General features: G+C 27.8%; 19 protein-coding genes and 1 tRNA gene. 15 read left to right on the top strand and 5 right to left on the bottom strand.

Annotation, left to right across the window (positions count from 1 at the left end; genetic code table 11):
* Both BG_RS02820 and BG_RS02825 read left to right on the top strand, forming a co-directional pair.
* Positions 1 to 1,773, top strand: coding sequence for a BB0569 family chemotaxis protein (locus tag BG_RS02820; protein ID WP_011193875.1), 1,773 nt, complete (start codon positions 1 to 3; stop codon positions 1,771 to 1,773).
* Positions 1,774 to 1,813: 40 nt separating this feature from the next.
* Complete coding sequence (locus BG_RS02825) at positions 1,814 to 2,188, top strand: response regulator (protein WP_002557158.1); 375 nt, start codon at positions 1,814 to 1,816, stop codon at positions 2,186 to 2,188.
* A gap of 264 nt (positions 2,189 to 2,452) precedes the next feature.
* On the opposite strand, the gene BG_RS02830 is transcribed toward BG_RS02825, so the two are convergent.
* Together BG_RS02830 and pyrH are read right to left on the bottom strand one after the other, a co-directional pair.
* Positions 2,453 to 2,536 (bottom strand) — tRNA-Leu (locus tag BG_RS02830).
* 8 nt (positions 2,537 to 2,544) lie between these two features.
* Complete coding sequence (gene pyrH / locus BG_RS02835; protein ID WP_011193876.1) at positions 2,545 to 3,234, bottom strand: UMP kinase; 690 nt, start codon at positions 3,232 to 3,234, stop codon at positions 2,545 to 2,547.
* A gap of 205 nt (positions 3,235 to 3,439) precedes the next feature.
* Between pyrH and BG_RS02840 the strand changes: the two genes are divergently transcribed.
* The 4 genes from BG_RS02840 to pyrG all read left to right on the top strand — a co-directional run bounded on the left by BG_RS02840 (position 3,440) and on the right by pyrG (position 8,034).
* Entirely contained in the window at positions 3,440 to 4,516 is a 1,077-nt protein-coding gene (locus BG_RS02840; protein WP_044007903.1) for a glycosyltransferase family 2 protein, read from the top strand.
* Positions 4,517 to 4,578: 62 nt separating this feature from the next.
* The gene (locus tag BG_RS02845; protein WP_011193878.1) at positions 4,579 to 5,385 is read left to right on the top strand and encodes an ATP-binding cassette domain-containing protein; all 807 of its coding nucleotides are present in this window, start codon (positions 4,579 to 4,581) and stop codon (positions 5,383 to 5,385) included.
* A 6-nt stretch (positions 5,386 to 5,391) separates the two neighbouring features.
* Positions 5,392 to 6,243, top strand: a complete 852-nt coding sequence (locus BG_RS02850; protein WP_011193879.1) for a membrane protein — start codon at positions 5,392 to 5,394, stop codon at positions 6,241 to 6,243.
* Positions 6,244 to 6,432: 189 nt separating this feature from the next.
* Positions 6,433 to 8,034, top strand: coding sequence for a glutamine hydrolyzing CTP synthase (pyrG, locus tag BG_RS02855; protein WP_011193880.1), 1,602 nt, complete (start codon positions 6,433 to 6,435; stop codon positions 8,032 to 8,034).
* A 16-nt stretch (positions 8,035 to 8,050) separates the two neighbouring features.
* Here the strand turns inward: pyrG and BG_RS02860 are convergent, their stop codons facing one another.
* Positions 8,051 to 8,575: a DUF1761 domain-containing protein gene (locus BG_RS02860; RefSeq protein WP_011193881.1), complete on the bottom strand. Its 525-nt coding sequence runs from the start codon at positions 8,573 to 8,575 to the stop codon at positions 8,051 to 8,053.
* A gap of 135 nt (positions 8,576 to 8,710) precedes the next feature.
* Here BG_RS02860 and BG_RS02865 point away from each other — a divergent pair, with 135 nt between their 5' ends.
* From BG_RS02865 to recG, 5 genes are all read left to right on the top strand, one after another.
* Positions 8,711 to 9,301 (top strand): hypothetical protein, encoded by a 591-nt coding sequence (locus BG_RS02865; protein ID WP_011193882.1) that lies wholly within the window; start codon positions 8,711 to 8,713, stop codon positions 9,299 to 9,301.
* A 247-nt stretch (positions 9,302 to 9,548) separates the two neighbouring features.
* Complete coding sequence (locus BG_RS02870; protein ID WP_011193884.1) at positions 9,549 to 10,721, top strand: methyl-accepting chemotaxis protein; 1,173 nt, start codon at positions 9,549 to 9,551, stop codon at positions 10,719 to 10,721.
* Positions 10,722 to 10,808: 87 nt separating this feature from the next.
* Complete coding sequence (dnaE, locus tag BG_RS02875; protein ID WP_044007907.1) at positions 10,809 to 14,294, top strand: DNA polymerase III subunit alpha; 3,486 nt, start codon at positions 10,809 to 10,811, stop codon at positions 14,292 to 14,294.
* 8 nt (positions 14,295 to 14,302) lie between these two features.
* A complete protein-coding gene (locus tag BG_RS02880) occupies positions 14,303 to 14,884 on the top strand; it encodes a YggT family protein (protein WP_011193886.1) in 582 nt (193 codons plus the stop codon).
* Between the two features lie 9 nt (positions 14,885 to 14,893).
* On the top strand, positions 14,894 to 16,954 hold the full coding sequence (recG, locus tag BG_RS02885) for an ATP-dependent DNA helicase RecG (protein WP_011193887.1): 2,061 nt from the start codon (positions 14,894 to 14,896) through the stop codon (positions 16,952 to 16,954).
* On the opposite strand, the gene BG_RS02890 is transcribed toward recG, so the two are convergent.
* Positions 16,951 to 17,742 carry a M15 family metallopeptidase gene (locus BG_RS02890; protein ID WP_044007909.1) on the bottom strand — a complete coding sequence of 264 codons (792 nt, stop codon included), beginning with the start codon at positions 17,740 to 17,742 and terminating at the stop codon, positions 16,951 to 16,953. The two genes, recG and BG_RS02890, sit on opposite strands and share 4 nt — an antisense overlap.
* 133 nt (positions 17,743 to 17,875) lie before the next feature.
* Here BG_RS02890 and BG_RS02895 point away from each other — a divergent pair, with 133 nt between their 5' ends.
* From BG_RS02895 to murD, 4 genes are read left to right on the top strand one after another with little or no spacing between them, the layout of a single operon-like run.
* Complete coding sequence (locus tag BG_RS02895; RefSeq protein ID WP_011193889.1) at positions 17,876 to 19,213, top strand: MATE family efflux transporter; 1,338 nt, start codon at positions 17,876 to 17,878, stop codon at positions 19,211 to 19,213.
* Between the two features lie 12 nt (positions 19,214 to 19,225).
* Positions 19,226 to 19,423, top strand: coding sequence for a hypothetical protein (locus BG_RS02900; RefSeq protein ID WP_011193890.1), 198 nt, complete (start codon positions 19,226 to 19,228; stop codon positions 19,421 to 19,423).
* Positions 19,392 to 20,747 carry an MATE family efflux transporter gene (locus tag BG_RS02905; protein ID WP_011193891.1) on the top strand — a complete coding sequence of 452 codons (1,356 nt, stop codon included), beginning with the start codon at positions 19,392 to 19,394 and terminating at the stop codon, positions 20,745 to 20,747. Before BG_RS02900 ends, BG_RS02905 begins: the two co-directional genes overlap by 32 nt.
* Positions 20,748 to 20,759: 12 nt before the next feature.
* On the top strand, positions 20,760 to 22,115 hold the full coding sequence (murD, locus tag BG_RS02910) for a UDP-N-acetylmuramoyl-L-alanine--D-glutamate ligase (protein WP_011193892.1): 1,356 nt from the start codon (positions 20,760 to 20,762) through the stop codon (positions 22,113 to 22,115).
* On the opposite strand, the gene BG_RS02915 is transcribed toward murD, so the two are convergent.
* Entirely contained in the window at positions 22,112 to 23,155 is a 1,044-nt protein-coding gene (locus BG_RS02915) for a lipid II:glycine glycyltransferase FemX (RefSeq protein WP_011193893.1), read from the bottom strand. The genes murD and BG_RS02915 overlap by 4 nt on opposite strands.
* Positions 23,156 to 23,161: the final 6 nt, after the last annotated feature.

Here is a 23,161-nt window from a genome sequence, read left to right on the forward strand (position 1 = left end):
ATGGATAATGACAATAATGACTTTTTTGCTAATGATTATTTGGCAACCTTATTTTATAAACTTGAAGTTTTTGATGAGAGTGCAAGGCATGTTTATTCAAATTTAAGCAAATCAATTCCTAAATTAATAGAAAAAATTTCTAAAGATTCTAAGGATTTATCTTTTAGTATTGACTTGATTTCTAATCTTGATCTTGATAATGATGCTTCTTTGAATAATTTCATAGCTAAGATTATAGGAGCATTAGATGATTTTGTTGCTTACTTCAATTCTTCAACAACTTCTCTTGAATCTCAATTTAGTGTAATAAGGAGTAAGGTTAAAGACATAGAAATACTTGAAGATGTGATTGAGAAAATGAAAAAAAGCTCTCTTGATATGGAAATAATGTCTATTAATACATTAACAGTTGCCATGAGGGCTGGTAAGGCTGGGGGAGCCTTTTCTTATATTACTAGTGAAATCAAGGTTTTAACCCAATCTATGATTAAACAGGCAGATCAACTTACCAGTAAGGGGCGCGAAGTTAAAATTGGTCTAGATAGGGCTAAAAATCAAGTATATGAAAGTAATACAGCTGAAAATAAAATTCTTGAAGAATTTAGAGATAATTTAATGAAAAAAATAGATGCCTTTTCAGATGGAATAGGAAGTGTTATTGCTCTTTATGATGATATTTTAAAAGTTTTATTAGAATTTAAGTTTAAACTTGTAAATTCTATTTCTTATCTTCAGTTCCAAGACAGACTAACTCAATCTTTACAACATTTAAATATTATGTATTCTAATATTGATGTTTTTAAATTTAGAGATATAAGCGAGATTCAAAAATTAAAAATTTTATCAGTTTTTACTGATACATCAAAAGTTATAGTAAAAGATGTTCTTGAAAAGCTTGAAAAAAATTATACTATTTTTGAGAAATTTATTGATGCCTCTCTTAGTTCTATTCAAACTATTAACGATTTAAGATCTGATAATTCCTTATACATAGATATTCCTAAAATAATAGAACAATTTTCTAACATTTTGTCTGACCTGCTTAGAAGAATTGATGATGTTGAGAAAAATAATTCTAATTTTTTGAATTTATATTATGAACAGGTTAAGCTTATAAAATCATTAGAGCTAATGTTTTCAAATATTGCAGCTATTTCTGCTAGGTTTCAAAATATTAATATAGCGTCAAAGATAGAAGTTGTCAAAAGATCAGAACTTAAAGCTATGGAGGGTAATATTTCAGAAATGTCGAAAATTATTAAAGAGATTGATTCTAATATTACTAAGGGAATAGAATTTCTAGATCAAATAATCTTTTTTCTTGAAAAAGTTGTTAAAGATTATGACAATAGATTTTATCTTGAAAAAAATTATTTTAATAAATTTAAAAAATTATTTATAGAAATTAAGAATGATATTCTTGATATTAAGAACATAGCCATTGATAATATTTTGTCTTATGAAGTTTTTTCAATTGAATTTATGGAAATATTTGAAGAAATGAAATTAGAAGTCTATAATGTTAGAAATTTAAAAAATTCTCTTTTAGATATAGAAAACTTTTTAAGTAATATGGAAAGCAAAATAAACTTTAGTCTTAATTTAGAATTATCCAAAGTCGGAATTCAATTTGTTGAAATTGAAGATAAAGAATTTGTTAATAGAATTGCTAATCGATTTACTTTATTTGTTCATAAAAAATACCTATTATCTTTAATAGAGGAAGCTAAGGATGTTCATTCCTTTGATGAGGGTAGTGTAATTTTATTTTAATTTTTATATACTTTTTGGGAGGGTTTTAGGAGAAACTTAGATGAAAAAAAGAATTTTGGTTATTGATGATAATAGGGCAATAAGGCAAAGCGTTGCTTATATTTTAGAACAAAACGGTTTTGGAGTCTCAGAGGCAAAGGATGGTCTAGAAGGAGTTTTAAAGTTTAAAGAAGCAGTTGGGCAAGGAGATAAAGATTTTGATCTTGTTATTACAGATATCAACATGCCTAATTTAGACGGAATTGGTGTTATTAAGCAGATAAGGGAGTTTGGAAGCTTTGTTCCTATACTAGTTCTTACTACTGAATCTGAGCAATCTAAGGTTGATGAGGGACGTAAAGCAGGTGCTACTGGTTGGCTTGTTAAACCCTTTAATCCTGAAGCTTTGATGAAAACAATCTCAAAGATATTTTAAGTTTTTATTTTTCAATTAATTTATAGACTTTAAAGCTTTATTATAAATTAAAATAATTTTCAATATGTTGTTTTAGAATAAAGATAGCATATTGAAGAGTGTATTTTATTTCTATTATAATAATGTTAAATTTTATTGACCATAAAGGATAGTAATAAATTTTTATTAGTATAAATAGTTTATGAAATTAAATTTTTTTTAAAAGAAGCAATTATTACATAGTAACATTCGGTAATTTTGAAATTTCTAAAAAAGCAATTAAAATACCGGTAGTCGGAGTCGAACCGACACGAAGTTGCCCTCATCAGATTTTGAGTCTGACGCGTCTACCAATTCCGCCATACCGGCATTAATTTTTATTTTACTATAACAGTACCCAAAAAATCATTATTTTTGTTGAAAACTTTTTCTAAGTTTTCAATATTATTTCCGTTTACTATATAAAGAGTAAGTCCAAGTTTTGAAGAGAGCTTTGTTGCTATTGGGTCAAAAGGTAAATTTAAGCCCGGATTCCACTTTTGTCCTACAATGTTTTGTAATTGTTTCCAATTTAATTTTTTAAAAGCTGTTGCGTTTTTAAATTTTTTTGGATCTTTATCATAAACTTGATTTACATTTGTTATATTTATGACATCTTTTTTATTAAATTTTTCTGCAAATTTTACAGCAATGTAATCCGTTGAAAATCCCGATTTCCATCCGGAAGCAATTAATATTTTACCCTTAAAAGAAAAATTTTTTAAGGGATTGGTGACAATTTTGTCTTTACAAAGGGGATTCATCACTTTGCAGAGAAATTCTGCATTTAACCTTGTTGACATTATCCCAATCTCATCAAGCTCACGAACTTTAAAATCAGGGTTGATTTTTTTATAGGCGTCTTGGTATTCTCTTGCAACTTTTCCTCCACCAACTATTAAAATGATTTTTCTTTTTTCATTTTCTAGTAACCATTTAAAAACAAAGTTTTTGAAATTTTTAATGAATTCTATGTTGATTTGATTTGAATTTATTACTCCTCCCCCAAGACTTATTATTTCAAGCATTCAAGCTCCTTATTTAGGTTAATGTTTTTTAAATTTTTACTTTTAATAATATAGCAATTTCTGCTAAAATTTTCATTAAAAATAAGTTTAAAACAATACAAACTTGTTAATTATATATTACAATTTAATTGTTATGCTAAAAATTAAAAGAATTTGTTGTTAAGTGTTTTAGCTTTAGCTTCGGTTTTACTTAGCAGTTTTTATTTTGGAGGATATTGTGCATAAGTGTAAAGTTTCTGTTATTATTTGTTTTTTTAATTCGGCTGAAACTCTTGATGCAATGATAAAGGACGCTGTTAATCAAACATTAAAAGATAAAGAAATTATATTAATTAACGATGGTTCTTATGATAGTAGTTTAGAGATAGCAGAAAAATATGCTAATAAGTATAGCTTTATTAAGATTTTTAGTCAAAAAAATATGGGGCTTCCTGCTTCTAGAGACAAGGGACTTTCTGAGGCCCAAGGGGAATATGTTATTTATTGGGATAGTGATGATTCTGTAGAGAGTACTATGCTTGAAGTTTTATATAATAGGGCAAAGGCAGATAATTCTGATATTGTTTGTTCTCAATTTTATGTTTATTTTCTTGCAATAAATGTAAAAAGAAAATCCCTTCTTCCTTTCCCCAATTACCCATTGACAGGTAAGGAGGCTTTTAAAAATTTGTTTTTTACTGTTTATGCGACTTTTGGAAGGAAAAATTTTGTTGTTGGAACGTTATGGGATAAATTGATTAGACGAGAATTGATCTTAAAGAATAATATTCGTCAGCAAAATGTAGTATTTGAAGATATAGTTTTTGTTATGCAAATTTTTTTAAAAGCCTCTAAGGTTTCTTTTGTAAATAATTATTTTTATACTAATTTCCAAAGAATGGGAAGCATGAGCTCTTCTATTAGTGTTTTGCATAAAGCTAAATTATCTCTTAATACAATAGAAACTTTATTGAAAAAAGAAGGCATTTTAAACGAATATCAACATTTGTATAAAAGATTTTTTTTGCAATTTTATTATTTTATTTCTTTTAAGCAAATTTATATTATTAGCTGGAATATTTCCGATAAGCTTGTTTATAGGGCTTACAAAGAAAAGCTTATTTCTGTTCTTGATGAGATTAAAGGATTATCTGAATTTCAAGATTATTATGAATATGCAAAAAATTTTGGATTTAACGAAATTCAAATTTTACCTAGAATTATGTTGAAAATTTGGAATTTTAGCTCAAGACTTTATGTAAATTTTTCTATATTTATTTATAAGTTGTTTATAAAGAATTGAATTTATATTTTTGGAATAATTAATTTTTTTTATATTTTGACCTTTAATATTAAGGAGTATTTATGGCTATTGAAGTTTCTAATGTGAAATTTTCTTATAAGGGAAAAGAAGTTTACTCAGATTTGAATTTAAATATTGAGACTCCTCAAGCTTATTTGCTTCTTGGTAAAAATGGGGTTGGAAAAACAACTTTGCTTAAACTTGTAAGTGGACTTTTAGAGCCATTAAAGGGGAAGGTTTTATTCAACTCTTTGGCAGCTTTCCCAAGAAATCCCTTAAATTTAATGAATTTATTTTTTGTTCCTGAAGAATTTTCACTTCCCAGATTGTCTTTGGTCGAATACAGTAAAGCTTTATCTAGATTTTATCCAAATTTTAATAAGGCAGATTTTGAAAAATATTTATTAGATTTTAATCTAGATATTTCCCTTGATCTATCTTCCGCTTCTTTTGGACAAAAGAAAAAAAGTATTATTGCATTTTCTCTAGCTACAAATGTTTCTTGCTTATTGTTTGACGAGCCAACAAATAGTCTTGATATTGTTTCAAAAAATGTTTTTAGAAATCTACTTTCTAATTTAAATGATAGAGTAATTTTTATTACAGGTCACAATGTGAGGGATTTGATAGGAGTTATAGATTATTTAATTATTGTTGGGGAGAAGTCAATTTTTTTTTCCAATTCAATATCTTATATTAATAAAAATTATAAGATTAAAATTATCAGTGAACTTAATGGAAATGAATTGTATTATGAAAAAAATAAAGATGGGTTTAAGGCACTTTATTTTGAGAGTAGCAATGGAGCTGAAGTTGTTGATATTGAATTTTTCTTTTTATATGTTACTGAAAATAAAAAGGAGAGGTAATAAAGGATGTTTAGCTTAAAAAGATTTTTAAATTTATTTTATTTTGATTTTTTTTATAATAAAAAATTCTATATTTTATTAATAATTAAAATTTTAGGAATGATATTTATATCTTATTTTCTTGTTAGATTTTATTTTAATTTTACAGCAACTGATTTTTTAAGATTTTTTGTTCCTAAAATTATGGTTTTAACCTTGATTATATCGATGTTTGCTATGTGTGATTACTACAAAGTAATTCACGATCCGTTTAGGAATATTCTTTATTTATCTTTACCCGTTTCAACTTTTGAGCGTTATTTTTTCAATTTAATTAAATATCTATTTGTGTTACCTTTGATTTTAATATTTTTTTATTATTTGGTGTTTAATATTTTTTTATTTCTAGATAGTGCATTCTTTGTAAGAGGGGAGAATGCTGTCTTTTTAGAATTAAGATATCTTTCTGATTTTTTCTTTTTTAGTTATTTGAATTTTTTATCTATTTTTCCAATTTTCATGTTTTTTAGAATAGCGTTTAAAACGCATCCTTTTATTAAGGTTTTGATATTCTTTTTAGGGAATATTGTTTTATTATTTTTTTTCACATCTTTTCTTTATTTGGTTTTTAAATATGTACCATGTTTTTCGGATTTAATTTTTTCTTTTGATAGATTTTTAGGTGACTTTTTTTTAAAAATAGTTTATAGTTCAGCATTTTTTTTATATTTAGCTTCATATTTTAAGATGGTGGAGCTTGGAAGTGTTAGAAAAAAAGGCAATTTATTTGCTATTTTAGGATTTTTAGTTTTTTTGGCAATGTTTAATTATTACTATTTAACCAAAGGTTCATTATATTGTTTTGTTAAATATGATTAAAATAGTTTAAAAGATTTAGAACAATGGCTTAGAAATAGAGTTGTAGCTAAGCATTAATAATTTTTATTTTAGTTTAATATTTTTGTTTGTTTTAATGTAAGTAAGCAATGTTTTTATATGTAATTTGTGTGTCTTTTTAAGCGTAAGCTTAATTGGTTTGAAATTTAAAGGTTTGATTTTGGGGTATACATGAAAAAAAACTTAAAGATTTTGGTAATAACAGGAGGCGTGATCTCTGGAATTGGGAAAGGAGTTACATCGGCAAGTATTGCAAGGTTGTTTAGATATGATTTTAGGGTCACTCCAATCAAATGTGATGGATATTTAAATACTGACCCCGGGACTATTAATCCTGTTGAGCATGGAGAAGTTTTTGTGCTTGATGATGGAGGAGAGGTTGATATGGACTTTGGTCATTATGAGAGATTTTTAAATCTTAATGCGAAGTCTAGTTGGAACATTACAATGGGCAAGATATACAAAAAAATACTTGAAAATGAGCGAAAGGGTAAATATTTAGGAAGAACAGTTCAGCTTATTCCTCATGTTACTGATGAGATTAAGTCTACAATTTTTCAGATTGCAAGTTCTGAGAATAGCGAGATGTTGATAATTGAAATTGGTGGAACTGTAGGAGATATGGAAAATATTTTATTTATTGAGACAGTAAGGCAAATAAGGCATGAGATTGGAAGCGGTAATATTGCTTTTATTCATTTAACCTATGTACCAAGTCCAGCTGGAATTAATGAGCAAAAATCTAAACCCACTCAACAGAGTGTTAAAACTTTAAATAAAGCAGGCATTTTCCCCGATCTGATTATTGCTAGAAGCTCTCAAGTATTAACAGACCAAATCAGAAAAAAAGTGGCAATGTTTTGTAATGTTGAGAGCAATTCTATTATTGATAATATTGATGTTTCTACTATTTATGAAATTCCTATATCTTTTTACAAACAAGGCGTACATGAGATTTTAAGTTCTAAGTTGAATATTAAGGTTGATCCAAAAATAGAAGAGCTTTCAAAGCTTGTAGGAGTTATAAAATCTAATTTTTTTGTGCCTAAAAAAATTATTAATATTGCCATTTGTGGTAAATATGCTGAACTTGATGATTCTTATGCGTCAATTCGAGAGTCTTTGGTTCATGTTGGAGCTAATTTGGATTTACTTATTAAAAGCACTCTAATTGATTCTAATGATTTAAATGAGAGTTATTTAAAAGAGTTTGACGGCATTATTGTTCCCGGAGGCTTTGGAGGCAAAGGATATGAGGGTAAAATTATTGCTATTAAATACGCTCGTGAAAATAACATTCCCTTTCTTGGAATTTGTCTTGGTTTACAGCTTGCTGTAATAGAATTTGCTCGTAATGTTTGCGGGATACTTGATGCTGATACAGAGGAAAACTTATTAAAAGACAAACCTTTAAAAAGCCCTGTTATTCATTTGCTTCCCGAGCAAAAGGGAATTAAAGATAAAGGTGCTACAATGAGGCTTGGAGGATATCCTGTGATTCTTAAAAAGAATACAATAGTTTTTAATCTTTATGGTCAAGACAGGATAATCGAAAGATTTAGGCACAGATATGAAGTTAATAATGATTATATAGATTTATTTGAGAAAAATGGACTTGTAGTATCTGGATTTTCAAGTGATTTTAAAATAGCAAAATTAATAGAAATTCCTAAAAATAAATTTTTTGTAGCCTGTCAATTTCATCCAGAACTTATTACAAGAATAGAAAATCCAGCTAAGCTTTTTTTAGGGCTAATTAAAGCTTGTATTTGAGTCTCTGTTTATTTACTTAGTGAGTGGGCAGGTTTTCAAAATTAATGTTTGTAGTATTCTCAAATTGCAATACTTTATAGCTTAAAAATAATTTAGAGAATATGGTTAGCAATATTATTATTAAAAGGTCAAAGAAAGCATTAGCCATTGTTAATTTAAACGGTCTTTTTTCATAGATTATATCGTTTATTACTTTAGGCAAGCTAAATGCAAGCCAAGTTATGCTAGATATTAGCATTGCAGATAATACATTGTAATTTAAGCTTATTAAGCTTTCAAGAGAGTTGTTAGTTAGGGTTATTAAATTATTAAATAAATTAATAAGAGCGTTAATTAAAAAACTTTGTAATAAATTGCTGAAAGCTAAAACGACTATAACAATTATTTTGCATTGTTTTTTTTGAGCATTTAATATGTTGACATTGCCAATTATTTTTTTACATAATATTTTTCGGTATATTATTTCTAATAATATTTTAAATAAAGTCATACTGACTATTAAGATTAGATTAATGTTTGAGAACATAAATTTTATTAACATAATTGTCTCCTTCATTTTAGGTAATGATTTAATTATAATTAGTATATAATAAAGTATTTTAATTTCTTTAATACGATTCAGACTTTATTATATTCGTATAATGGTTTTAACTTTTGGCAATTTTAGGAGGATTAAATGAAAGAAGAAGACATTAGAAAAACAATTTTAATGAAAAGACTTGTTAAATATTTTTTTGATGAGCTTAAGTATAGAATGAAGATTTCTTGTCTTAGAATAAACAATAAAGAGATGAGCACTAAGTACATACTTCTCAATCTTTTCAGGAAAATTGCAAATCTTCCTTTTAATAAGCAATATGAAATAGAAGAGCAGTTTGCTCTTGAAGTTGGTGAGAGAGTTGTGCTTACGGATGCTGTTTTGATTAAAAGAATTGATCATGAACGATGTGTTATTGTTGGGATTGTTGAAGCAAAAACGGATCAAGTTGATCTTGACTATGAATTTAATAGATTTTTTCTTCAGGATAAAAAAACCAACGTTCTGTTTTGGCAGCCCAAAAAAGTTATTCTTAAGCAAGATGACAAAATATTTACAGCAGGATCAGATGATATTTTTAATTTTGACAACGATTTTAACTTGCCAAAAGTTAAGTCTAAATTAGAAGAGTTTATTAATATTTTTTTATGTTTTTTTTCTTACAGAGATGCTCTTTTTGAGTATAATGAGGCTAGTGGGCGTTACTCTTGGATAAAAAGAAATAAATAAAATTTAATATTATTTTAAAATTTAATTAAATGAGGAGAATGATTTGTATCTTTAAATGGTTTTATGGGTTAAGGTAAAAGTTTAAATTTATGTCAAAGCTTTAATCTTTATTAATTTTTACTATTTGAATGTAAAAATATTTTTTTGTTTATCTCTGTATTTAATTTGATATTAAGGTTGAAATAATGTGTCAAATTAAGTACATTTGGATCTATTCAAAAAAAATTTTTTATGTTAGAATCCCTTTATGAAAAAATTTTCGTTTTTAAAGAAAAAGAAAGAAAAAGTTTTTGATTCAAGCCTTTTAAATGTTGTTGATAATGACAAAAAAGATTTGAGTACGTATGAGTATAAAGCTCCTGTTAAGGAAATGCTAAAGGGATTTTATCATACCAAAGCTTCCATTGCTACTTTAAAAGTAGGATTTGAATCGTTACAAAGAATTTTGTTTTCTGGAATAGAAGATTTTGATCAGATATTTTCCGTTCTTGTTAAGATAACAAATGATGCTCGCGATCAGATAAGTGTTATTTTTAGTGATATTGGTAAAAATAACAAGGAAAAACTAAATCAAATATCTTCTGTTATTGTTGGAATTCAGGGAAGCTTAGAAACAATAAGTAGTTTTTTGGGCGCTACTAATATGATTTCTCTTAATGCAAAGCTTGAAGCTGCAAGAGCTAAAGAATATGGAAAAGGATTTTCTGTTGTTGCAGATGAAATTAAGCGACTTTCTGATCAGGCAAAAGGTGTTATGAATATGATTTCTGTAAAGGAAATTGAGGAGGTTTCTAAAGATTTAATTTCTCATAACCTTAAGGATTTGCAGATTGATATTGATAAGTTCTTTGCCGAGATTCTTGAACAGCTTAATTATCTTGAAAGCATATTTAAACGCTTTTCAAGCAGTCAAGAAGAATTTTCTTCTTTAGTTGAAAATCTTGAAAGCATAGATGCTAATATGGCTTATTATTCAAGGAACTGTGATTCTTTGATTAGTTCTGATACTTTTGTGCTTTCTAATGATGAATTTTTAAAAGAGCTAGAATTTATTCTCTCAGAGCAGTTTTCTTGGATTAATAATTTGAGATTAATTGTTGAAGGACAAAGGGCAGTATTTATTCAAACGGACGCCTCCAAGCATGGATTTGGATTGTTTTATAAAGGACTGTCTCCCAAGAATGATGCCATTAAACAGCTGTGGGAAGAAGTATATATTCCTTATTTAAATATTAATAAGTTTGCAGCTGAAATTTTGATTATATTTAGGGTAGAGAATCGTAATGATAGTGGCTTAAGGCAAGCTAAAGATTTTTTGTCTCAAGCTGAGAGTTTATCCGAAGAAATTGTCAGAAAACTTGAACAAATTAAAAAAATGGTAATTGAATTAGATAATCAAGGAATTAGTATTTTTTCTTGATTATTTTGATAAGAGTTGTTGCAATAATTTAAATTAGAGATTTAAAATTATTATGGCTTTTTAAATTTTTATTTATTTAACTAGGGTTTGTTAAAAATCAAGTTTTATTTTGATAAAATAATTTTAGGTATGAGTTTTAAGGCTAAATTTATTCATCTTCATGTTCATTCAGATTATTCTCTTTTGGATGGAGCTGCAAAAATATCAGATATTATATCAAAAGCAAAAAAATGCAATATGTCACATATTGCATTAACAGATCATGGTAATCTTTTTGGAGCTATTAAATTTTATAAAGAAGCTAAAAAAGCAGGAATAAAGCCAATAATTGGCATTGAAGCTTATATGGCAAAAACTTCTAAGTTTTTTAAAAAACATGATGATCTTGGGAAAATGTCTTATCATTTAATTTTGCTTGCCAAGAATGAGATAGGTTATAAAAACTTATTAAAGTTAACAAGTATTTCTTATCTTGAGGGGTTTTATTATCGTCCAAGGATAGATAAAGAGGATCTTGAAAAATATTCAGAAGGTTTAATTTGTACTTCAGCTTGCATTGGAGGACTCATTCCAAGACTTATTTTGGGGAATAGATTTGAAGATGCTAAGAATGAAATTCTTTGGTTTAAAAAAGTTTTTGGCAACGATTTTTATCTTGAGCTTCAAAGGCATGGCATTAAAGATCAAGACATTGTGAATGAAAGACTTGTTGAATATTCTAGAGAACTTGGAGTTCCTTTAACGGCAGCTAATGATTCTCATTATGTTAATAGAGAGGATGCAATTGCTCAAGACATCATTGTTTGTATTGGTACTGGTGCCAAGAAGAGCGATGAGAATAGATTGAAAATGGAAACCAATGAATTTTATATTAAATCTCAAGAGGAAATGTGTGAACTTTTTAATGATTTGCCTGAAGCTTTAGAAAATACTGTAAGGATTGCAGAAAAATGTGATGATTTTAAAATAACTTTTCCAGGACCTATTTTGCCTGATTATCAAATTCCTATTGAATTTAATACTCTTGGTGAATATTTAGAATATCTTACTCTTGAGGGGTTAAAGTTTAGATATAAAACTTTGACAAGCAAAATAAAAGATAGAGCTTTTTATGAATTAAGTGTAATAATTAGGATGGGCTTTGAAGGCTATTTTTTGATTGTTTGGGATTTTATTAAATTTGCTCATGATAACGATATTCCTGTTGGAGCTGGTCGTGGTTCTGGTGCTGGTTCAATTGTAGCTTATGCTCTTAGGATTACGGATATTGATCCTTTAAAGTATAATTTGCTTTTTGAGAGATTTTTAAATCCTGAGCGTATTTCTATGCCTGATTTTGATATTGATTTTTGTTTCGAAGGCAGAGATGAGATCATAAAATATGTTACCAATAAATACGGAGAAGATAAGGTAGCTCAAATAATTACTTTTGGAACCTTAAAGCCCAAGGCTGTAGTTAAAGATGTAGCTAGAGTTTTAGATATTCCATTTGCCGAATCGAATGAACTTACTAAGCTTATTCCCGATGGTCCCAAAGTTTCTTTAAAAGAGGTTTTAGATGACAATTCTTTGAAAGAGTATTTTACTAGCAAGCCTGTTTATAAAGAATTAATGGATGCTGCATTGGTTCTTGAAGGAATGAATAGACATGCTTCAACTCATGCTGCAGGAATTGTAATTTCTAAAACCCCTTTAACCGATTATGTGCCTCTTTATAAGGATTATAAGCAAGGCTCTGTTTCTACTCAATACACAATGGATTTGCTTGAAGAATGTGGACTTGTTAAGATGGATTTTCTTGGCCTAAAAACATTAACTTTAATAAAAAATGCAGAAAATCTTATTAGAAGTGTAAATCCAGATTTTAAAATAAAAAATATTCCAGATAATGATGTTAAGACTTTTAAGATGCTAGGAGAAGGAAAAAGCGCTTCTGTTTTTCAGTTCGAATCTGAGGGAATGCAGCAAATTCTAAAAGACGCAAAGCCCGATAATATTGAAGATTTAATAGCCTTAAATGCTCTTTATAGGCCAGGTCCTATGCAATTTATTCCTCAATTTATTGCTGCCAAAAAAGGCGTAAAGAGTATTAAGTATCCTCATCCAGATTTAAAGGAAGTTTTAAAGCCAACTTATGGAGTTATTGTTTATCAAGAACAAGTAATGGAAGTCGCAAAAATAATTGGAGGTTTTTCTCTTGGCAAGGCTGATATTTTAAGACGTGCTATGGGAAAAAAGAAAGAAGATGAGATGGATGAAATGAAGGTCGATTTTTTAAGAGGTGCTATTGAGAAAGGGTATGACAAAGAGGTTGCTAGTGAAATTTTTGAACTTTTAAAGCCCTTTTCGGGGTATGGATTTAATAAATCGCATGCAGCAGCATATTCTTTAATAGCGTATCAAACTGCTTATCTTAAGGCTAATTATCCTCAGTATTTTATGGCTGCTAACTTGACAAATGAAATTAATAATAATGATAAGCTTTCTTATTATATCGAGGAGTCAAAAGCTATAGGTATAAATGTGCTCAAGCCTGATATAAATCGATCATTTAAAGAATTTCGTGTAACTGATTCTGGAATTTCCTATGGGCTTAATGCGATTAAAAATCTTGGAGAAATTGTTGTTGATTTAATAATTGATGAGAGAGAAAAAAACGGCAAATATAGTTCTTTTGAGAATTTTATCAGACGTGTAGACGATAAAGTAATTAATAAGAAATTTTTAGAATCTGCAATAAAATCTGGACTTTTTGACAGTTTGGATCAAAATAGAAAAACTTTATTTGAAAATCTTGATCGTTTGATTGAAGTTGTTTCAGAAGATAAAAATAATAAAAAACTTGGTCAAAATAGTTTGTTTGATGTCCTTAAAGGTCAAAACCCAATCCATCAAAATTTCAATTATCAGGCTTTCAAAGAATATTCTTATTCTGAGCTTTTAGAATTTGAAAAAGAGCTTTTAGGATTTTATGTCTCGGGCCATCCTCTTGATCCTTATAAAAAGGCAATTAATAGTTTTTCCAGTTTAAATGTTTTAAAAGATCTTGCTACCAAAAAAGATAGCATTGTTCAATTTTCTGGCATTTTAAATTCAGTAAAAGTTATTCAAACCAAAAGAAATAATGCAAAAATGGCTTTTGGAGTCATTGAAGATTTTAAAGGTGCAATAGATATTGTAGTTTTTACAGAAAGCTATGAAAGGTATAGGGATTTTTTATTTGAAAGCAATGTTATTGGGGTTATAGGTAGACTTACGTTTAACAGAGACAAATTTTCGATTGTAGTTGAAAAAGTTGTAAATATTGAGAGACTCTCTGAAGATAAAGTAAAGAATATTCATATTAAATTTTTGAATAATAAATTAAATGACTTGCAATTACTTAATTCTTTAAAGGAAAGTATAAGTAATTTTGAGGACAATTCTGGATTTTCAAATGTTTATTTTTATTTAAGGGAAAATGGCAAGGATTTAAAATTAAAAATGAATTCAATTTTGAATTTTGTGCCAGATGAAGACAAGCTTGATAAATTGAGGCGGTGTATGATAGTTGAAGATGTTTGGGTTGATTAGGAGGTGCTGTGTTAGTTGTTTTAATAGAAACTTTAATGGTATTTTTACAGATTTATAGGATTTTAATTTTAGTTAGAATCATTCTTAGCTGGCTTGTGTCCTCGGGGATTAATACTAATGTATTTTTCAGATTTATATATATTGTAACAGAACCATTTTTATCTTTTTTTAGAAGAATTCCTTTTTTTACATTTGGCATGTTTGATTTTTCTCCAATTGCAGCTTTAATAACTTTAACTATTTTGGAAAGAATGTTGGCTTATGGGAATTATAAGCTTTCTACATTTATTATTTTATTTATTGTTGAAATTTGGGGGATATTTAGAAGCATTTTTATTGCTATAGTTTTCTTTTTATTATTGAGATTGTTATTATTGCTTTTAAATTTGTTCCAAGGTTCAGACTTTTTTAAAACAGTCGATTCATTTTTAATTCCTTTATCTACTAGGATAAGTGGTGTAATTACTGACAAACATATGTCTTATACTTCACGTTTAATTATTGGGAGTGCTTTAATGGTAGCCTTTATAATCATTATTGAACAAGTTGTATTTGCTATTAGAGTTTTAGGAGAATATTTACCTTTTTAGGAGATTGGAATGTTTTTACATGAGTTTGAATATGAGCTTAAAGGTATAAGTGGCCTTGGTGAAAAAGGGGTTGAAAGGTTAAAAAATCTGCAAATTTTTAATGTTAAAGATCTTATTGAGTTTTTTCCTGTAAAATATGAAGATCGTCAAAATATACAAACTTTTCCAGATTTTTCTAAGGTGAAAAGTTTTGATATGATGACGGTTTTCACTGTTATCGGGCATAAAAAATTTGGAGATAGTTCTAAAAAAAATTTAAAGTTAACGGCTAGAAGTATAAATGATGAGTCTTTCGAAATTCTACTTTTTAATAGGGCTTTTTTAGAGAATGTTTTTAGAATAGATAAAAAATTCTATATTTATTCTAAATTTACTTATAATGATTATAGTGGGTTATGGAGTTGTTCTAATTTTGATAGTGAAGTTTTTAGTGATAGTCCTGAAAGGTTTAAAAAAATTCTTCCGGTTTATTCTTTAACAGAAGGCTTAACATCAAAGAAAATTTCATTATATGTAAGAGAAGCTCTTGAATATTTTTTTAAGTTTGGCCAAACAGATATTCCTAAATTTTTAATAGAAAAGTATTCTTTGTTGTCATTAAGCGAGGCTTTAAAAGAGATTCACTTCCCAAGTTCATTAGAAATGCTTGAAAGGGCAAAAAAAACTTTAATTTATAGAGAAATTTTCTTGCTTCAGTTTTTTTCAAGGTATAGATCTTCTAAGGTTCTTTTTCGAGAAAAAAAACATTTATCAAGAGATTTGCTTGAAAGAGTTGTTTTAAGTTTGCCCTTTGAGCTTACAGAAGATCAAAAAATTTCTGTTGATGAGATATTCTCAGATCTTAGCTCTTCTAAGCCAATGAATAGATTGCTTCAGGGTGATGTTGGAAGTGGCAAAACCCTTGTTGCCTTGCTTTCAGGGCTGCCTTTAATTGAAGCTGGATATCAAGTGGCATTTATGGCACCTACTGATCTTTTGGCTCGCCAACATTATGATAATTTATCCAACATATTGTCTTCTTTTAACATTTCAGTGACTCTTTTGACAGGTAGTTTAAAAAAGAAAGATAAAGAACAAGCATTAGAAAGTATTAAAAGTGGAGTTTCTGGTTTAATAGTTGGAACACATTCTATTTTTTACGAAAGTACAGAATTTAAAAGATTAGCATATGTTATTATTGACGAGCAGCATAAATTTGGAGTTGTTCAAAGAGAAGAGCTTAAAAATAAAGGAGAAGGGGTAGACATACTTTTAATGTCTGCAACGCCTATTCCTAGAAGCTTTGCGCTAACACTTTTTGGTGATCTTGAAGTCTCACTTATTAAAACCTTACCCAAGGGCCGTTTACCTATTACTACTTATTTGGCAAAACATGGCAATGAAGATAAAGTTTATGATTTTTTAAGAAAAGAGCTCTTAAAGGGTCATCAGGTTTACTTTGTTTATCCATTAATTTCATCTTCAGAAAAATTCGAATTAAAAGACGTTAATAATATGTATTTAAAATTGAAGGAAGTGTTTAGCGAATATGTTGTAGACATGCTTCATTCTAAGTTGCCATCTGATTTAAAAGAAGAAATTATGAAGAATTTTTATTCTAAAAAGGTAGATATTTTGGTGGCTACTAGTGTTATTGAGGTGGGAATCGATTGTCCAAATGCAACTTGCATGGTGGTAGAGCATGCTGAGCGTTTTGGACTTTCTACTTTACATCAAATTAGAGGTCGTATTGGTAGAAGTAATTTGCAATCTTTCTTCTTTTTACTCTATAAAGAGCCTTTGACAAGTGCTGGAAAATTTCGATTGAAAACCATAAAAGAAAATTTGGATGGATTTAAAATAGCAGAGGAGGATTTAAGGTTAAGAGGGCCTGGTAATTTATTTGGGCTTGAGCAAGCAGGGTATTTAAAATTAAAAATATCTAATTTTGTTGATGATAGAGATGTTATAGTTTTAATTCGAAAAGAACTCGACTTGTTTTTTGATGATAATTCTTCTTACGATAAGCTTGATATTGATTTGCTAGATAATCTTTTTTGTTCTTATTTGAATGTCGGAAGAAGTATTTAGTTTGCTGGGTATTTTTCAATCAGGTTAATAAGGTTTGTTTTGTTATGATTCCAGAATTCAAGAAGCTTATGTTGTAAATTATTAAAATATTTTTTCTGAATAAAGCATGGCTTAGGGCCTATGTATAGGTAATGCCAAGGCTCTGCTTTATATCCAGTTTCTATTTCGTATCCTTTTGGGTATGAAATAGAAAATCCATATTTTAGAGAATTTTCGTAAAGCCATTTTCCTTCTTTTGTGTTTAGCAGATTATCGTCTAGATTTATAAAATCTATTGTTGTTCCCGTATGATGTTGGGAATGACCTGGAATTGCTGATTGAGTTTCTGCAACTTTTCTGCCGTAAGTTTTTACGTTGTAATCGAATAAAAATTTTTGGTATTCTTTTGTTCTGTAAGCAGATTTGATTTTAATTTCAATTCCATTTTTTTTTGCATCTTTTATTAGTTGAATTAAATCTTCGATTAAGATTCGTCTTACTTTAAGATTCTTTGCTCCAAGATTTTTAAGATCTTTAAAATCATCAATATTTACCAGATCAGGTATCTTATAATCTTCAGGAATTGGTATTTTTTTATTTATTAGAGTTAAGAGGTTGTTTTTTTCTGCATCTACTAAAGGCTTTATGTCTTTTAAAAATTGAATAGGATTTTTTTCAATAAAATTTTTACACTGTTCATTCATTGTTTTAGTAATCTTTAGTAGTATTTTTAAATCTTTTTTTGAAATATTGCTGGTCAATAAAGATATGTTAATAAATATAAGCAATAAAACATAGATTGATTTCATATTATTTAATTATAATATATTTTAGTATAATTAATAGTTAATTCTAATTATATATGTATATATAATATGTATATTCCAGATTGGGTTAAGTTTACTTAAAAGTAATAAATAAAGGAGAGTGTATATAGGGAATATGATCAAAAAGTTTAAAAATTATGATCAGATAATAAAAGAGCTATTTATTATAGCTATTCCTACAGCTTTTGAATCGCTTTTATTTCAAATGGTAACTTTTTTTGATAATTTTATGATCTCCTATTTGGGTTCTTTTCATATTACAGGAGTTTCTTTAGCAAATAGAGTAACTTTTCTTTTTTTTATTATTGTGTTTGGACTTGGTACAGCTTTAAGCGCTTACGTGTCCCAAGCAATTGCAAAAAAGAAGTTTCTTCAAATAAGACAATCTTTTGCTTATATATTATCAATTGGAACTACAATAGGAATAATTTTTTTTATATTTTCATTTTTTTTCCCAAAAAACATTCTTAGACTATTCACAGCTAATCAGAATTCTTTAAATTTTGGATCAGAATATTTAAAAATTATTTCATGGTCTTATGTGTTAATGGCATATTCTTTTTTATCAGCTATGGGGTTTAAGAGTGCTAAAGAAGTAAAAATACCTTTGTATGTTACTTCTATTGTTGTTTTAATAAATATTGTTTTTAATTATATTTTTATTTTTGGTTTTAGCATGGGAATAAAAGGTGTTGCATATGCTACTGTGCTTGCTAGAATTATTGAGTTTGTTTTTTATTTTTTATACAGCTTGATAGGTGACAATTCATATTATCGGATTAAGTTTAGCGATTTTTTTGCTTCAAAGATAGTTACTAGAGCTAATTTGAAACTAATTATACCTGTTTTATCGCATGAGATTTTTTGGGTATTAAGTATAACTATTTTGCATGCATTTTATGCTCGTGTTGGGAGTATTGAATACGCTTCATTTGCTGTTGCATCAAATCTTTTTGACATTTGTTTTGTATTGCTTCATGGCATGGGACTTGCAACAGGCGTTGTTATTGGGCATTTAATGATTCATGATAAAAAACATGTTAGGTCAGTTGGATTTTTTTTATCTTTTTTAGGATTTCTTTTGGGTATTTTTGTAGCTATTTTGCTTATTGGGATATCGGGCTTTGCACCTTATATTTTTAGTAAGTTAAATTCTCCTAAACTTGTTAGTGTTTTTATTTATGTTTTTGCAAGTATTGTAGTTTTTAAAGCTTTTACGTTGCAAGTTCTTGTTGGTGTTTTTAGGGCCAGCGGTATCCCAAATGTTTGTTTTTTTATTGAATCAGGGGTAATTGTTTTTTATACGCTTCCGGTTGCTTATTTATTAGTGTTTTATACAAATTTAAGTTTGCCAATAGTGGTTTTTATTGTAAATGCTGAAGAGATCATTAAAAATATATTCATCACGATTGAATTTTTTCATGATGATTGGATACGAGAGATTGATTATTAAGAGCTTGATTTAGTGATAGAGCAGTATGATATATTTGGTGTTAATAAAAATTTTAATGATCTTGGTTGGTCTATAATTCATTCTGATTATACTGATTTAAAAGCAATTCCTTTTGTTTTATTGCAGTGTTTTAGTATTTGTCTTTGCAAAAGTCTTGATTTTTTATTTGGAGAAGTTCATGTATTCATTAAGTGTGTTAAAAAAAAATAAAATTTATAAAGATCTTCTAAAAATTGCAATTCCAACCGCTATTGAGTTTTTTTTATTTAATTTTATTTCTCTTACAGATAATGCTATGGTTGCATATCTTGGCGATTATCCTGTTGCGGGAGTTTCTCTTGCAAATAAATTTTTTGAACTGTTTGTTACTATTGGGTTTGCTATGGTAGGGGCTTACAATATAATTGCCACAAGGCAATACAATCGGGGTGATTTTAAGAGTTTTAGAAATACATTTTTTATTAGTATATTAATTATTATTTTATTTTCTTTCCCGTTTATATTGATTTCGAAATTGAATCCTTTTTTTTTACTTAGATTAATTTCTAATGATTTGCAGGCAGTTTATTATGGAGCGATTTATTTAAACATAGCTATTTTTTCCTTCGTATTTGCAATCATAAAAGGACTTGTTGCTAATGCTCTTAAAGTTGTTGAGATTGTTAAATTTCAAGTTTACATTTCTGTTTTTTCAGTTCTTTTAAATCTAATATTAAATTATATTTTTATTTTTGGTTTTCGTATGGGAGTAGTTGGAGCTGCTATTGCAACAACAGCTATTCGTGCCTTAGAGCTTATTGTTTATCTTATTTATACAGTGTTTAACAAGAATTCAGTTTTGAATCTTAAGCTTGATGATTTAAATATTAATATTAAGTCGTTTGTTCAGCTAATTAAATTTTTTATTCCAATTCTTTTAAATGATTTTATTTGGTTTTTTGGCTATCTTGTGTTGACATCAATTTTTATAGGAATTGATACTCATAAATATGCTGCTTATAGTATATCTTTTTCTATTTATTTTATTATCTTTAATATAATAAATTCCTTTTGCATCTCTTTAAATATTATGATGGGCTATGAAATGCATAATAATAGTAAAAAAGAAGTCATGAAAGTTGCAGTCTATTTAGGTAACATTGGCTTCAAACTTGCTTTTTTAACATCTTTTGCATTGTTTGTATTTTCATTTTTTGCTCCCTATATTTTTTATACATTAAAATATTCGCAACTTACAGGAATTATTTTAAGGTATTCTTCTATTTCTGCCTTTTTTATGGCGCTTGCTTTTCAGTATCTTTTTGGATTTTTTCGTGCAGGAGCATCTCCAAGCTTTGGGGCTATTATGGAAGCTTCTGTAACGTTTATTTATACTATTCCTATTGCTTTTGTTTTAGCAAATTATACAAATTTGTCTTTTGAAATCATTGTTTTTATTCCAGCTCTTGAGGATGCAATAAAACTTGCTATTTCGCTTCCTTATTTTTATAGTGAAAGGTGGATTAAACCTGTTAAAACAAGTTGGTGGGTTTGATATAATCTTATTGTGCGTTTAGACGAAATTAAAAATTTAAATTTTTTAGTCATGGGATTAGGTCTTAATGGAGGGGGAGTAGCTCTTTCTAGATTTTTATTAAAGCACGGGGCAAAGCTAGTAATTACTGATCTTAAAAGTGAAGCAGAATTAGCTTTAAGTATTGATTCTTTAAAAGATTTTGATGATCAAATTAGGTACGTTTTAGGTAAACATGATATAAACGATTTTAAAAAAGCTGATATTGTTGTTAAAAATCCTAGTGTTAAGCCTAATAATAAATATTTAAAGCTTGCAAAACGAGTTGAAACTGATATTAGCTTATTTTTGATATTCAACAAGAACCCTATAATTGCAGTAACAGGCACTAAAGGTAAATCAACTCTTGTATCTCTTTTGTATCAGGTTTTGAAAAAAAATTATCCAAGGGCAAAGCTTGGAGGAAATATCGGTGTATCTCCTTTAAGTTTTTTTGATCAACTTGATGGAATATCTCCCTTGATTTTAGAGCTTTCTTCTTGGCAGTTGCAATCTTTAGAGAATTTTAATCCTATTCTTAGTATTATTACAAATGTTTACAACGATCACCAAAACTATTATTTAAATTTTGATGACTATATTATTGATAAGTCAAAGATTTTTGTAAATCAAGCTTCAGGAATTACGATTATTCAGGATAAGGCTTATTACAAATATTTTTCAAAATTTGAATCAAAAGCCAAAGTTATTTTATTTTCCGAATTTAATCCTTTCGTTTTAGATCAAGATGTTTTTTATTATAATAAAGGCGAAGTATATTTTAATGACAACTTGATTGGAAGTTTTTCTGAGTCACAAGTTGTTTTTATGATTCCCAAGCTTATTACTTTTTTTGTTTCGTATTATTTAAATATGGACCTTAATCATACGTTTAAGATTTTAAATAAGTTTAGAGGTATTGAGCATAGAGTAGAGTTTGTTAAATTAGTTCAAAATGTAATGTTTTATAATGATACAGCTTCAACTATTCCCGATTCTACGGTTTTATCTGTTAAAAGTTTAAAAACAAATGATAATTCTATTAACTTAATTGCTGGAGGAACTGATAAAGAGCTTGATTTTTCAAGTTTTCGTAAGATCATTAATCTTGTGAAAACTTGGATCTTGATCAAAGGTAGTGCAACTGTAAAAATTATTAAGATTTTAGAAAAAAGTAGCATACAATATTTTGTATTTGATTCTTTAAGAGATGCAGTAAATTATGCTATCAAGATTTCAAGTCCAGGTGACATTGTATTATTTTCCCCCGCCAGTGCTTCTTTTGAGCTTTTCAATAATGAGTTTGATAGAGGCTTACAATTCAAAAATTTAGTTAATATGCTTGGTTAAATTTTTTTCCTTATTACTTTGTAATAAAAGTATCTGAGTTTTTCAAGATTTGCATAAATCTGATAAATAAAATTTTTGTAAATAAAATCATAGCATCCAATTCTGTGAATGATATCTCCCCCGAATCCTGTTTTAAAAGCAAAAAGACCAGATAAGGGGTGTTTTTTATTTACAATTGGGGGAATTCCTAAAAAATCATATTCTTTTATTCCTAATTTTTTTAAAATTTGTATTGCTTTAAATTGCACTGCGTAATTTGGCATCAAATTTCTATATTCTTTACTGGAGGCTCCGTAAAGATAGACTGCTTTTTCCTTGTAAATTCCCACTATTATGCCAGAAATAATTATGTTGTTATAAAATGCAAATATCAATTTTATTTGAGCATTTTTGTCTTGTTCGAATATTTCAATGAGGTTTTTTATATATTCTTCTGAGTGGATAGTAAATTTATCTCTTTTGCTAGTTTCTTTGTAGAGTTTGTAAAATTCATTTAAATGCTTAAATTTATCATCTATTATTATATTCAGATTTTTTTTTGTGCTGAGCTTTATGTTGTATCTTGTTTTTTTTTTCATGTTAAGTAAAATATTCTCAATAGAATTATTTAAGTTTAATATTGTTGTGTTTGAGGGCTGTATGTCATCAAATGATTTTTTTAGATATTTGATGTTAATTTTTAGCGGATAGTATTTGTCATTGAGTGTTCTTTGATAATAATACATTAAATCGAATCTTAAAAAAATTGTATTTTTATGTAAGTAGGGTTTTATTTTTATGCTAAATTCTTTAATAGTTTTGCTAATTTTGTCAATATCAATGTTCTCAAGAGTTTTGTTTGAGAATTCTGGATGTGGAATATATGCTAAGTAAAAATTTTTAAACAGTCTTCTTTGCATTATAACAATTTTACCAAGAACATCACTTTTAAATGCTATGGTTTTCCAATTGCTGTTTTTTGTTGTTTTTATTAATGCCCACAGTTCGCTTTGAAGATAATTTTCTTCCATTTCTTTTGTTTTTATTTTTTTAATAGTCATTAACAG

Origin of the sequence: Borreliella bavariensis PBi (genome assembly GCF_000196215.1) — a bacterium.
Lineage (GTDB): Bacteria > Spirochaetota > Spirochaetia > Borreliales > Borreliaceae > Borreliella > Borreliella garinii.

Bases quoted from the DNA above. Each gene is read 5' to 3' on its own strand.
- BG_RS02895 (WP_011193889.1), top strand. From the start codon at position 17,876: ATGATCAAAAAGTTTAAAAATTATGATCAGATAATAAAAGAGCTATTT.
- pyrG (WP_011193880.1), top strand. From the start codon at position 6,433: ATGAAAAAAAACTTAAAGATTTTGGTAATAACAGGAGGCGTGATCTCT.
- BG_RS02820 (WP_011193875.1), top strand. From the start codon at position 1: ATGGATAATGACAATAATGACTTTTTTGCTAATGATTATTTGGCAACC.
- BG_RS02905 (WP_011193891.1), top strand. From the start codon at position 19,392: ATGTATTCATTAAGTGTGTTAAAAAAAAATAAAATTTATAAAGATCTT.
- BG_RS02860 (WP_011193881.1), bottom strand. From the start codon at position 8,575: ATGTTAATAAAATTTATGTTCTCAAACATTAATCTAATCTTAATAGTC.
- BG_RS02850 (WP_011193879.1), top strand. From the start codon at position 5,392: ATGTTTAGCTTAAAAAGATTTTTAAATTTATTTTATTTTGATTTTTTT.
- pyrH (WP_011193876.1), bottom strand. From the start codon at position 3,234: ATGCTTGAAATAATAAGTCTTGGGGGAGGAGTAATAAATTCAAATCAA.
- BG_RS02865 (WP_011193882.1), top strand. From the start codon at position 8,711: ATGAAAGAAGAAGACATTAGAAAAACAATTTTAATGAAAAGACTTGTT.
- recG (WP_011193887.1), top strand. From the start codon at position 14,894: ATGTTTTTACATGAGTTTGAATATGAGCTTAAAGGTATAAGTGGCCTT.
- BG_RS02825 (WP_002557158.1), top strand. From the start codon at position 1,814: ATGAAAAAAAGAATTTTGGTTATTGATGATAATAGGGCAATAAGGCAA.
- BG_RS02870 (WP_011193884.1), top strand. From the start codon at position 9,549: ATGAAAAAATTTTCGTTTTTAAAGAAAAAGAAAGAAAAAGTTTTTGAT.
- BG_RS02915 (WP_011193893.1), bottom strand. From the start codon at position 23,155: ATGACTATTAAAAAAATAAAAACAAAAGAAATGGAAGAAAATTATCTT.
- BG_RS02890 (WP_044007909.1), bottom strand. From the start codon at position 17,742: ATGAAATCAATCTATGTTTTATTGCTTATATTTATTAACATATCTTTA.
- BG_RS02845 (WP_011193878.1), top strand. From the start codon at position 4,579: ATGGCTATTGAAGTTTCTAATGTGAAATTTTCTTATAAGGGAAAAGAA.